12 protein-coding genes are annotated in these 12749 nt (G+C 33.2%); 2 read left to right on the top strand and 10 right to left on the bottom strand.

Annotation, left to right across the window (positions count from 1 at the left end; translation table 11 throughout):
• Nucleotides 1–7: 7 nt before the first annotated feature.
• The 6 genes from ACU68U_RS02195 to ACU68U_RS02220 all read right to left on the bottom strand — a co-directional run bounded on the left by ACU68U_RS02195 (nucleotide 8) and on the right by ACU68U_RS02220 (nucleotide 6307).
• Nucleotides 8–1186: a zinc-ribbon domain-containing protein gene (locus tag ACU68U_RS02195; RefSeq protein WP_446762632.1), complete on the bottom strand. Its 1179-nt coding sequence runs from the start codon at nucleotides 1184–1186 to the stop codon at nucleotides 8–10.
• A gap of 303 nt (nucleotides 1187–1489) precedes the next feature.
• Nucleotides 1490–1978 carry a dihydrofolate reductase gene (locus ACU68U_RS02200; RefSeq protein ID WP_241673631.1) on the bottom strand — a complete coding sequence of 163 codons (489 nt, stop codon included), beginning with the start codon at nucleotides 1976–1978 and terminating at the stop codon, nucleotides 1490–1492.
• Nucleotides 1978–2532 carry a hypothetical protein gene (locus tag ACU68U_RS02205; protein ID WP_446762633.1) on the bottom strand — a complete coding sequence of 185 codons (555 nt, stop codon included), beginning with the start codon at nucleotides 2530–2532 and terminating at the stop codon, nucleotides 1978–1980. Before ACU68U_RS02205 ends, ACU68U_RS02200 begins: the two co-directional genes overlap by 1 nt.
• A 15-nt stretch (nucleotides 2533–2547) precedes the next feature.
• Entirely contained in the window at nucleotides 2548–3597 is a 1050-nt protein-coding gene (corA, locus tag ACU68U_RS02210) for a magnesium/cobalt transporter CorA (protein WP_446762634.1), read from the bottom strand.
• Nucleotides 3598–3609: 12 nt separating this feature from the next.
• Nucleotides 3610–3942: a thioredoxin family protein gene (locus ACU68U_RS02215; RefSeq protein ID WP_154271403.1), complete on the bottom strand. Its 333-nt coding sequence runs from the start codon at nucleotides 3940–3942 to the stop codon at nucleotides 3610–3612.
• A complete protein-coding gene (locus ACU68U_RS02220) occupies nucleotides 3929–6307 on the bottom strand; it encodes a glycogen/starch/alpha-glucan phosphorylase (protein ID WP_446762635.1) in 2379 nt (792 codons plus the stop codon). Before ACU68U_RS02220 ends, ACU68U_RS02215 begins: the two co-directional genes overlap by 14 nt.
• A 172-nt stretch (nucleotides 6308–6479) precedes the next feature.
• Between ACU68U_RS02220 and ACU68U_RS02225 the strand changes: the two genes are divergently transcribed.
• Entirely contained in the window at nucleotides 6480–7532 is a 1053-nt protein-coding gene (locus tag ACU68U_RS02225; RefSeq protein WP_446762636.1) for a D-alanine--D-alanine ligase family protein, read from the top strand.
• Nucleotides 7533–7534: 2 nt separating this feature from the next.
• Nucleotides 7535–8899 (top strand): UDP-N-acetylmuramoyl-tripeptide--D-alanyl-D-alanine ligase, encoded by a 1365-nt coding sequence (locus tag ACU68U_RS02230; RefSeq protein WP_094207582.1) that lies wholly within the window; start codon nucleotides 7535–7537, stop codon nucleotides 8897–8899.
• 95 nt (nucleotides 8900–8994) lie between these two features.
• On the opposite strand, the gene ACU68U_RS02235 is transcribed toward ACU68U_RS02230, so the two are convergent.
• The 4 genes from ACU68U_RS02235 to ACU68U_RS02250 all read right to left on the bottom strand — a co-directional run bounded on the left by ACU68U_RS02235 (nucleotide 8995) and on the right by ACU68U_RS02250 (nucleotide 12681).
• Nucleotides 8995–9678, bottom strand: coding sequence for a TVP38/TMEM64 family protein (locus ACU68U_RS02235; protein ID WP_316524219.1), 684 nt, complete (start codon nucleotides 9676–9678; stop codon nucleotides 8995–8997).
• A gap of 86 nt (nucleotides 9679–9764) precedes the next feature.
• Entirely contained in the window at nucleotides 9765–11030 is a 1266-nt protein-coding gene (locus ACU68U_RS02240; protein WP_446762637.1) for a dicarboxylate/amino acid:cation symporter, read from the bottom strand.
• A gap of 34 nt (nucleotides 11031–11064) precedes the next feature.
• The gene (locus tag ACU68U_RS02245; RefSeq protein WP_412970252.1) at nucleotides 11065–11910 is read right to left on the bottom strand and encodes an SDR family oxidoreductase; all 846 of its coding nucleotides are present in this window, start codon (nucleotides 11908–11910) and stop codon (nucleotides 11065–11067) included.
• Between the two features lie 9 nt (nucleotides 11911–11919).
• The gene (locus ACU68U_RS02250; protein WP_446762638.1) at nucleotides 11920–12681 is read right to left on the bottom strand and encodes an exodeoxyribonuclease III; all 762 of its coding nucleotides are present in this window, start codon (nucleotides 12679–12681) and stop codon (nucleotides 11920–11922) included.
• Between the last annotated feature and the right edge of the window lie 68 nt (nucleotides 12682–12749).

Consider the following 12749-nt stretch of genomic DNA (forward strand, 5'->3'; position numbering starts at 1 on the left):
TAATCACCTACATTAATCCCGGAGCAAGTCCAAAAAATATTTTTTGAAGAAGTGTCATAACGACCATAAACACAACAAGTCTTGTTATCACAATTCCAGCTGCATTAAGTCCGTAAACTTTCCACAAATTTTTGTAATCAAATCTATCTACTAAAATAATCGTTGCAAATAATATCAATATTACTAATGAAATTAGATATATAAAAGCGTGTGCACCCAAAAATGTAAACGTGAAAACTGACGAACTAAAACCGACAAGTCCTCCTTCGGTTAACACTCCAAATAAGCTAAAAATGAGAGATTCTATAACCGAAAGTAAAACTGAGATATTGTTTCTCAACTCCTTATCAATTGGTTGATATAATTTCGTTCCTGCTAGTTTAAGTCCCAGACTATAGGATAAAAGTTTTTGGAAAATATCCAAAACCAACACTGAAACCATAACTACGATTGCCTTTGATTTTTGAGTAAATGTCCAGTGATTTGTAGAATTCATGTAAAAGAATAAAAGCGGCAACGCAGATAACACTACAACCGCAAGTCTCATTGAGAACCTGTAAGGTTGTGTGCCTCCCATCATTTTCTTCAATATTTTAATAAAGAACAAATTGATTTTGTCAAAAACTTGTTTACTTTTAACCTCAAAAGTATCCATAAATTGGTCATCATCTTCATCTTCGTCTTCAAACTTATGAATAGTAAACTCATTTGCCGAAGTGAATCTTATTGACTCATCTCTTTTAATTTTTTCTTGTTTTTCGTCATAACCTTTGGTAATAAAAATCGTGTTTTCATAATTTTCTTCAGGTTCTTTTTCTTCCTCGTGGTTTATTTTCTTCTCAACTTCTTTGTCGGGATTGAACTTTCCATATTGAGATTTGTTTTTGTTAATCACTTGAAAAATATCTTCAATCCTTTTAGGCTTGTGTTCCGTTTTATTTTTATTTATGATATCTTCAGCCTTTTGTTCTTCAGCTGATTTTTCACGATTTTTTATATTAAAAATGTTCATAACATCATCTGAATATGAATAATCTTTGTCTGTAGATGCGTGATTATCTTCTGGTTGTTCTTTTATATCCTTTTGTTCATTCAAACTTTCACGGTATTCTTTCAAATTAAACCCACAATTGTGACAAAAATTCACCGTATCTAACACTTTTTCATTGCAATTAGGACAACGCATTTACTCACCTCCGTAACCGTATTATATCACAATACATTATACTCAATTATAACTTTGCCAAATCTTAATATTTGGGCAATAAAAAACCGGGTTAATTATCCCCAGTTTATTTTAAAAGAGTAACACATCTTCATGCTAAGAATATCATACGAAAAAAAATTGCTTTGATTTCAAATCGAAAAAATCCGTCCAAAATCGTACCGCGTAAGCGAAGCGTGCTTACGATTTTAGGATTTTAAGATTCAGAAATCAACAATTTTTGTAGTCTAGATATTCGTGCATGAAGTTTGTTTGCTTTATTTTTTATTTTCTTTTAAACACCATATATCTATAATCCATACCTTCGTAAGTTTTGATGTCTGATTCTTCCGCTACATAATAATCTTGGTCTTCAAATAAGTTTCTGATTTTTGCATCATATTCAAATTCTGCGTCAACATAAGTGATTACGAATTCATCAACTAAATGTATCAATGATTCAATCGTGTTTGCTCCACCTATCAAATACTCTGTCATTTTGTGGTCTGGGTTGATTTCTTTGAGAGTGCGTAGCAATTCTTCTTCGTTTTTTACGCAAAGCATACCGTCTAAGTCTTTGCTTGTAATTATTATGTTGGTTCTATTTGGTAGAGGTTTTGAATCCGGCAAAGATTCCAATGTTTTTCTTCCCATTATAACGATATTTCCAGTTGTTAATTCCTTAAATCTTTGCATATCTTCAGGAATTGAAAAAAGCATATCTCCATCTTTTCCTATCGCAAAATTTCTATCTACTGCTAATATAACTTTCATTAACAAAAATCTCCCTTCCTTATATTACTTACAATTTCGCTCAATTTTTCCATTGCATGATTGGCAGTCCAATCAAAATCACCTTCACATATCCTTACGACAAGTATACCCATTTCCTCACAGCAAATATCAAGCATAGTGCTATAGATTGCATTTTGCAAATCAGATGACGAATTGGAAAGTATGTTATCGCATTTGTTTATCCATTTTTCAATACAAAAACCATAATTTTTATCTAGTGGATAATTCTCAAGCGCAATCTTTCTTTCTTTTGTAAATTTCCTGTCAGCATCATACATAAAACAAAGCTTATTTTCCTCATTATATGCCATTATGTTGATATCATTGACATATCTTATCAAATCATCTCTGTTTATGTTTTCATCTAGTTCATTCAAAACTTTTTTCAAATTTTGGTTGTCTATGTTTGGTTTCAATTCAGAAAAATTCTTGCTAAATTCAATATCTCCACTAAAATACACTCGCAGTATTTTTTTAATAGCATCAATTTGTTCTTTTTCATAATCAGATGCCAAAAAAGTACTGTTTTCCATAAAATCTCCTTTATATTACATCCATTTTTTCTTTTTAAAATAATAAATCATAACACTAGTAATCACAACAGCCGTAACCCAGAACAAAATATATCCGTATTTTCCTTGAAGTTCCGGCATATATTTAAAGTTCATTCCATAGACTCCTGTTAAGAATGTCAGCGGCAAAAATATCGTCGACCACACAGTCAATACCATCATTACTTCGTTAGTTCTGTTGGAGATATTAGTGTCAAATGCATCTATCATAGAGTTAATCATATCGCGATATACTTCTATGAATTCAAGCATTTGGATTATGTGATCGTACAAATCTCTCATGTAAATAGATGTGTTGTGACTTACCAAATTTACTCTGAACTTCGAAATTTCATTGATAACTGAACGCAAAGGCCACAAAGTTTTTCTCAAAAATATCAGGTTTTTCTTCATGGTGTAAAGTTCTCTGAGAATATCGTCATCATGATTAGTCATCATAGCGTCTTCCAAATCATCTATGTATTCTCCCAAAATATCAAAAATTTGATAGTAGTTGTCGATGAATGCATCCATTAACAAAAGCAATAGTCCATCTGTAGTTTTCGGCCTAAAAACAGGAATTTTTTCTAACTTGTCCAAAACTCTGTCAAATGATGTGGTTTTGTTTTGCTCTACAGTCACTAACAGATTTTCTTTCAAAACAAAAGAAACTTGGTTAAACGACAATTCTTTTACGCTGTTGAACATATCATAATCGACAGTATCCGTTACCACGAACAAATAATCATCATAAGCTTCCAGTTTCGTCCTTTGTTCCACATCCAACATGTCTTCTATTATAAGAGGATGGATTTTGAATTTTTCTTTCATTTTTATGAAATTATTTGTATCTGATAATCCTGTGATATATATCCAATTTATCCTGTCATCTCTCAATTCTATATCATCGATGTCTGTGGTTTGATGTTTGTCGAAATGATGTTCATCAAAAGTACAAAAAGTAATTTTGGTGTTTTCAAGATCGTTCTCAAGCCTAAGAGTATCTAATATTTCGTTGATTCTTTCCTCAAATAATATATTAGCCAATATTATCTCCTATTATTCATCCAATAATTTGTTCGCGTAATTTCTGTATGTCGATTTTGAGTTATCCCCTACAAGTCTGTCGATAATTTTGCCATCTTTTATAAATAAAGTCGTAGGTAGAGGCAACGCTTCGTAATGTGTAATTATCTCGTCCTTATCAATTTCTCTAACTTTTTTAGCTAAATATTCGTAAAATTCTATTTCTCCTTGAAATGATTTTTCGATATCTTCCAAATCATTTTTCGCCGGAATACATGGACAAATCCCGTCGGCGTGGAAAAATAAAATCTTGTTTCCTTTGTTAAATATCTTAGAGTTAATGTCACTCTTTTTAAATTTTTTCATTTGGTACTATCCTCCAAATCTCTTCTGCATATTCTTTTATAGTTCTATCCGATGAAAATTCTCCGAAATTAGCGATGTTCATCAAACTCATCTTCGCCCATTTTTTCTTGTCGGCGTAAGTTTGTAAAATCTTTTCGTGAATTTGTTCATAATCGTTGAAATCTTTTAACACAAAATATTCGTCTAATTTAAATGACGAATCTCTGTTTACAAGTGAGTTGTAAATGTCCAAAAACATAAACGATCCACTATCGTTGATCAAATCGCTTAGCAAAGTATCCACAACGCGTTTAATATTTTCATCCTTATAATAATACTCAACTGGATTGTAACTGTCTCTGATGGAGTTTAATACATCAACAGTCGCTCCAAATGGGAAGTTGTTGTCCTCACCTGCGTGATTGAAAATCTCAATGTTCGCGCCGTCGTAAGTTCCCACAGTCAATGCTCCATTTAACATAAACTTCATGTTACCAGTTCCCGAAGCTTCTTTTCCCGCAGTTGAAATCTGTTCACTCACATCTGCTGCAGGATACACCAATTCTCCGATGGATACGTTGAAGTTTTCCAAGAACACAACCTTAATGTATTTGTTGACAACATCGTCGTTGTTAACGAGATTTTTAACCTCATTTATGAATTTTATAATAGCTTTTGCTCTGAAATAACCTGGCGCTGCCTTCGCCCCGAAAATATATGTTTGTTTTGGAATGTCGGATATTTCATTGTTTTTGATTTTATAATACAAATTCAAAATGTGAAAAGCATTCAACAATTGTCTCTTGTATTCATGAAGTCTCTTCACTTGTATATCAAAAATAGAGTTCTCATCTACATCGATGTTTTCATGTTCTTTGATGTATTTTTTCAGTCTGATTTTGTTGTGAAGTTTGATTTCCATTAATTTTTCCAAAACACTCTCATCGTCTTGGAATTTTTCAAGCTCTTTTAATTTTGTTAGATCAGTTTTCCAATCTTCTCCCAAAAGTTCTGTTATAAAATTCGTTAGCTCTGGATTTGAATAAAATAGCCAACGTCTTGGAGTAATTCCATTTGTTTTGTTGACGAATTTATCTGGATACAAATCGTGCCATGGTTTCAGTGTCTCGTTTTTCAAAATTTCTGTGTGAATTTTTGCAACGCCGTTAATTTTTACGGCAGTTAATATCGCCAAATGTGCCATATTAACAGTATTGTCCTTCACTATTCTGAGATTGTCGATTCTATCCACAGAATAATACAATCCCACCAAATCACTGACAAATCTCTTGTCGATTTCAGTGATAATATCCATAATTCTAGGACTTACTTCCTCTACAACATCAACGCTCCATTTTTCCATCGCTTCTTGTAAAATCGTGTGATTAGTGTAGTTGAACACATTGCTTGTAACATTCCAAGCTTGTTTCCAAGAAAGTTTTTTGTCATCCATCAACACTCTCATCATTTCTGGAATAGCCATAACAGGATGTGTGTCGTTTAATTGGATAGTATTGTATTTTGCAAAATCTTCAAAATCCTCATCATTTGGGAAATTCTTCTCGTATTTTTCGATTATATCTTGAATAGATGCGCTACTGAAAAAATACTGTTGTTTAAGCCTTAAAACTTTTCCCGGTCTTTGTATATCATTCGGATACAAAACTCTCGTGATATCTTCTGCTCTATTTTTTTCTTTTACTGAATCGTCGTATTGAAAATTATTGAATTTTTGAAAATCAAATCCGTCATCACATTCCGCCTGCCACAACCTCAAAGTATTAACAACATGATTTTTGTAGCCTACAACTGGCATATCATAAGGAACTGCTTTTACGACTTGGTTTTTGTATCTAATGATTTTGGATTCAGATTCTACACGTCTTGACCAAGGATCCTTGTCCAATGTCCAATTATCTCCGACTTCCATCTGAAATCCGTTGTGAAAATATTGTTTGAAAAGTCCTTGGCGATATCTCACGCCATAGCCTGTCAACGGATAATCCAAGCTCGCCGCACTTTCCATAAAACATGCCGCAAGTCTTCCTAAACCTCCGTTTCCCAAGGCTGCATCTTCTTCTTGAATTTCCAAATCATTGATGTCGATGTCCAATTCTTTTAAAACTTGTGAATATTCTTCGTCCAAACCCATATTCAACAAATTATTTCCCAAAGATCTTCCTATCAAAAATTCCGCGCTAAAATAGTAGGCATTGCGTGAATTTTTGTGTTTGTCAGAAGTTTTCTTCCAATCTTCTGCCAATTCGTTCATTATTATTTTAGAAAAAGCTATATATTTTTCTTTTTCAGTTGAAGTTTGTAAATCTTTTCCAAACATATTAAATAAGTTTTTTTCAAATTGCAACAAAAATTCTTCCTTTTTCATAAAATCCTCCTATTCTTAGCTCAACTATATTTTACCACATTTGTAAAATAGTCCTATTAAATTTGTATTGTTTTTTATTAAAATCAACAAAAAGGATACATTTTTCTATTTTATTGATATAATGATTTAGTTATAGTAATATATTAATGAGTCACAAGAAAGGACAAAAATTATGCAAAAAAATATATATGTATTATATGGCGGTCCTAGTACTGAACACGAAGTAAGTATCACAAGTGCTAGAACATTAATAAATAATTTATCAAAAGAAAAATACAACGTAAGCGCGATTTTCGTTCGCCGCGATAAAAAATTCATTATGAAAGAAAACATAACTGAAGAAATAAAATCCGACGACGAATTGGTGCTTGACACTGAGCTTTCTGTAATAGAATCTGTCAGCGATTGTATCAGTAAGATCAATCCTGAAAACACTGTAATATTTCCTGCAATTCACGGAAGTTACGGTGAAGATGGAACAATCCAAGGTTTCATAAAAGTTTTGGATTTGCCATTTGTAGGATGTAACGTTTTGGGTTCTGCACTTTGCATGGACAAAGGATACACTAACGATATTTTCGAATTGAACAAAATTCCTCAAGCAAAATACGTCGTGCTTTGCAAAAACGATGAATACAATTTGAAGGAAATTTTCGACAAAACATCCAAGGCAGTTTATGTAAAACCATGTAACGCTGGTTCATCTGTTGGTGTTATGAGAGCAGAAACAGAAGAAGAATTGGACCAAGCAATCCAAAACGCATTCCAATACGACAGAAGAATTTTAGTTGAAGAAGAAATCATTGGACCAGAACTTCAGATAGCAGTTATGGGCAATGACAATCCAGTTGCATCACGTCCGGGTGTATACCAAATACACGATGTAGAGTTTTTCGATTACGATGCAAAATATAACGATTCAAAAACAGAAATGCTTACACCATTTCCAATGGATGAAGATTTAGAATTAAAAGCAAGACATTTGGCAGAAAAAGTGTACAAATTAATGAGTTTGTCAGGATTTTCAAGAGTTGATATGTTCGTAAAAGACAACGAGCTTTGGGTGAATGAAATCAACACAGTTCCAGGACTAACTCCACATTCAATGTTTCCAGTTTTGTGGAAATGCACTAACGATATGAGTGTTTCAGAAGTATTCGACAACTTGATTGATTTGGCTGTTGAAGAATACGAAAAAAATAAAGCATATAAGTTAGAGAGGTAAATATGTTAACAAGAAATTTAAAAACAATAACAGAACTTACTAACACGATTATAAATGAAAAATACCATGATGTAATGGTAAAAGGTATCTCCACAGATACAAGAACTATTCAAAAAGACAACATGTTCATCGCTCTTAGAGGAGATAATTTCGATGGACAAAATTACATAGAGATGGCTTTTGAAAAGGGCGCATCTTGTTGTGTAGTTAACAGGGATTACAGAAACATCAACGATTATCCAGTAATCGAAGTAGATGATACAAAAGAATTTATGATGGATTTAGCTAGAGGATACATCAACAGTTTAAACTGTAAAGTAATCGCCATCACAGGATCCAATGGCAAAACAACTACAAAAGATATAATGAGTTCTTTATTAAAAGAAAAATACAAAGTCGTTAAAACACAAAAAAATTACAACAACGAAATCGGATTATCCAAGACGATATTTGACATAGATGATGACACAGAAGTTGCAGTTCTTGAAATGGGAACAGAAAATTTTGGAGAAATCAGTCAACTTACTAATATCGCTCATCCTGATATCGCAATGATTACAAACATCGGCGACAGTCATCTTTTAAATTTGAAAACAAAAGAAAATATTGCCAGAGCTAAATTCGAAATCCTTGAAGGATTAAAAGAAGACGGAATATTTATTTTAAATAACGACGATCCAGTTCTCAGAGAAGTAAAACAAGAATACAAATTACCAGAAAAGACTATAAGTTTTGGAATAAAACCAGACAGCGATTATAGAATGGAAATGATTAAAGCTGATGAAACAGGATCGACATTTTCAATCAACGATCACGTGTTCAACATAGAATTGTTGGGACATCATCAAATGTACAACGCTACAATGTCAATAATAGTAGCTGAACTTATGGGATTGGATTATTCAGATGTTGCAAAAGGACTTAAAAATATCGAATTAACTGGAATGAGAAACGAACTTATACTACTAGATAAATTCCATATTTTAAACGACAGCTACAAATCAAATCCACAATCACTTACAAGCTGCCTAGAAACAGCTTACGGATTGCACGGCTATTCTAGAAAAATCGCCGTATTAGGTGATATGCTAGAACTTGGAGACAACGAAATAACTCTTCACAAAAATATCGGTAAATCAATCAATCCCGAAAAAATCGACTACGTATTAGCAACTGGACCATTAGCAGAAAACATAATCAAAGGAGCACGCACAAACTTTGCAGAAGACAAAGTGTTCTACTTTGAAACAAAAGAAGAATTGCTAGAAAAATTGCAAGAATTAATCGTGGACAACACATTGATTTTAGTAAAAGCATCTCATGCAATGCAATTCGATAAATTAGTCGAACAAATAAAAGAAATTTAACATCAAAATATTAAATAATATAAAAACAACAAGCCCTTATGTAAAAATTTGCATAAGGGCTTGTTTATTTCTAGGAAAGTTTGAGGCTTTCTTTTTTATATATTTTTCTTTGCTTGTTTATCGTTATAAATTCTCTTCATCAACATTCCAAGTGCAAACACTCCGAATAAAATAATAAGTCCTTTTACCCATGTAGATGGATTTGTCGACTTACTTGCTGCATAAGAATAAATCAAAGTCGCTGGAAGTTGACCAATTCCTGTCGCGATGAAAAATTCCCAAAATCCCATCGGAGTCAATCCCGCTGCATAACTTATCGGATCAAATGGAACAAAAGGCAATAATCTTGCAACCAAAATTGCGTTCTTACCGTATTTGTCGAAAAATCCTTCTACTTCCTTCAATGCTCCTTTTGTAGCAAATTTTTCTGCAATATCTCTTCCCAAAAATCTCGCAATACCAAAACAAAGCGCTGCTCCAGCCATTGCAGATGTCCAAGACAATATACTTCCCTTAACCCATCCCCAAATAGCGGCGTTTGAAAATGTAATGAAAAAGGCTGGGATTGGTGCTGCAACTGATTGAAGAATCATCATCAAGAATGAAATTACAACCGCAGTTTTCCCGAAAGATCTGATGTACGCTTTTACACTTTCAAGGTCTTGAAATGATTTTGACATGTTCGTTATTCCTTCTCTTAGTGGTTTGATAAATACAAATGCTAAAACCACAACTAGAATTACGACAATTTTTTTAATATGTTTATTTTCTAATTTCAAAATTATCCCTCCTTATATTCATTATATCAGATAAAAAAATAAACACTTATTGAAATATTCTATAAGTGTTTATCATTTATTATAATTTACGAATTAAATTTTTCTTTATCAAAATATTCTTCGCCAGAACTGTTAGCGACGATAACTGTGCACACAGCATCTCCTGTGATATTTATCGCAGTTCTAATCATATCCAAAATTCTGTCTATTCCCATTATCATTGCAATCGCAGATATTGGAAGTCCGATTGAATTAAATACCATGGATAAAGTTATCAATCCAACAGATGGAATTCCCGCAGTACCTACTGATGCAAGTGTCGCTGCAGCAATTACTGTCAAGAAATTTTGTGGTGTCAATTGCATTCCGTAAGCGTTCGCTGCAAATACTACTGCAACTCCTTGCATAATTGCTGTTCCGTCCATGTTGATAGTTGCTCCAAGTGGAATAGTAAATGAAGAAATTTTCCTGCTAACTCCAAGTTCTTCCAATTTGTTGATGTTCATTGGCACTGTTGCATTTGAAGATGATGTGGAGAACGCAAATCCCAAAACTGGGAAGAATTTCTTCAAGAATTTGAATGGATTTGCTTTTGCAAAAATAGTCAATAAAACCATATAAACTAAGAAAAGTTGCAATATCAATCCTAAAACTACTGTGAGCATGTATTTTAACATAGAGAATATTGCAGATAATCCTAAAGTTGCAAACGTCTTTGTGATAAGAGCAAATACACCTATTGGAGCAAACTTCATTACAATCATAGTCATATCCATCATTATGTCGTTGAACTCTTCGAAAATATTTGCTACGTTGTGTGCTTTTTCTCCCAAATTCGCCAAAATAATTCCAACTAACAATGCGAAGAAAATTATTTGCAACATATTTCCTTCAGCCATAGCTTGAATTGGATTTGTAGGAATTAAATTCAGCACAGTATCTTTTATTGAAACTGCCTTCGCAGGGTCTGCTTGGGCAGCCTGGCTCACTTTGCTAAGATCAATTCCAACTCCAGGCTTTATAAATGATGCCAATAATAGCGCCAAAGTTATCGCCAAAGCCGTAGTGAACAAATAAAACACAAGTGTTTTGACTCCGATTTTTCCTAATTTTTTAGTATCCCCCATGCTCATCGCACCAGTTACTAATGAGAAAAACACCAATGGAACAACGAGCATTTGCATTAATCTGATAAATCCTTGCCCCAATACGTCGAATATCCCATTAACTAAAATGGTATCTTTTATATATGATGAAGGGACAAATAGATTAAAAACTATTCCTACCAACAACCCCAGAAATAATCCAATGAATATTTGAGTTGTCAGTCCTCTTTTTTTCTTTTTTTTCATAAACATCTTCCTTTTTATAAATTCATTTTTAAAATTATAAATTATTTTTTTCGATATATTTTTGAAGAGAAGTTTGCCAATCTGTGAATTTGTAAATTTGAGAAGTGTTCAATAAGAAGTTTTCCAAAGCTGTAAAATCTGGTCTGTGACCTTCTATTCTCAAGTTTTCATCTTCGATAACTTCTGCATCAATTCCTTTTATCTTCAAAATTTCTTCTGCAAAATCTTTTCTACTAGCGACTCCTTCACATGATGCATGATAAATTCCGTAATCGTACGTATCCATCAATTTCACGATAAATTCTGCCAATTGATATGCGCTTGTCGGAGAAGAATATTGTGCTTTAGGAACGTAAACTTTTCCCGTTTGAATTGCTTCTTTTATAATATCTTCAACCCTGTGATTTACTGGAGAGAATAACCAGCTAGTTCTCAAAATAAAATGTTTCACACTGAATTCTCTTACGAAATTTTCTCCCATCAATTTGCTTTTTCCATACATTGTCGTAGGATGTGGAGTGTCGTATTCTCTGTATGCACTTCTGGATTGTCCACTAAACACATCATCTGCTGACATGTGAATTATTTTTGCATCCACAGTGTTCGCTGCAACCGCCATGTTTCTTGCGCCCAACGCATTTACCCTGAAAGCCTCGTCTGGATTTTCTTGGCAAGCTACAGGGTCTGTAAGTGCGGAACAATTTATGATTATATTCGGTCTGTTTCTTCTGGCAAATATTGAAGTTTCATCGGAATTCACAATGTCTACAATGTATTTATCCGTTGCTAAGACTTCGTCTTCCAAAGGATCCAAATATTTCTGTAATACTTTCCCGATTTTTCCATCTGCTCCACTTATCCAAATTCTATTTCTAGTCATAATATCTCCTTAAAAATTAATCTCCAATTCAACTGGACAATGGTCTGAGCCCATTATACTTTGGTGAATTTTCGCATCCACAAGATTGTCCTCCAAATCATCACTTACTATGAAATAATCAATTCTCCAGCCAGCATTTCTTTCTCTCGCTTTTGCAAAGTACGACCAATAAGAATACTCATCTGTTTTGTCTGGATAAAAATATCTGAAAGTGTCGATATATCCATCATTTAATAAAAGTGACATTTTATTTCTTTCTTCGTCAGTAAATCCTGCTGAACGTCTATTTGATTGTGGATTTTTCAAATCAATTTCATTGTGGGCTACATTCAAATCTCCGCACACAATTACAGGTTTTTTATCTCTTAAAATATTCAAATAATTGTGGAATTCATCTTCCCACACCATTCTATAATCCAAGCGTTCTAGTTTCTGTTTAGAGTTTGGAGTGTAGACATTCACCAAGAAGAAGTCCTCATATTCGCAAGTAATCACACGACCTTCAGTGTCGTGTTCATCAATTCCAATCCCGAAACTTACACCAATTGGTTCAACTCTTGTGTACACCAAAGTTCCAGAATAACCAGCCTTGTTAGCTGAATAGGAATATCTATGATAACCTTCAAATTCCATTTCGTCAGTCATTTGATTTTCTTTCATTTTGATTTCTTGTAAACAAAAAATATCCGCATTCAAATTATCAAATGCTTCCTTAAAGCCTTTTTTCATAACGGCTCTGTATCCGTTAACATTCCATGATATTAATTTCATATTCTCACCTCTTATTTGTTATTTATTATATCATATACAGTTTTAAAAACTGATATTTGTGAATGTAG

The organism is Finegoldia sp. P3-F-LR (genome assembly GCF_052932165.1).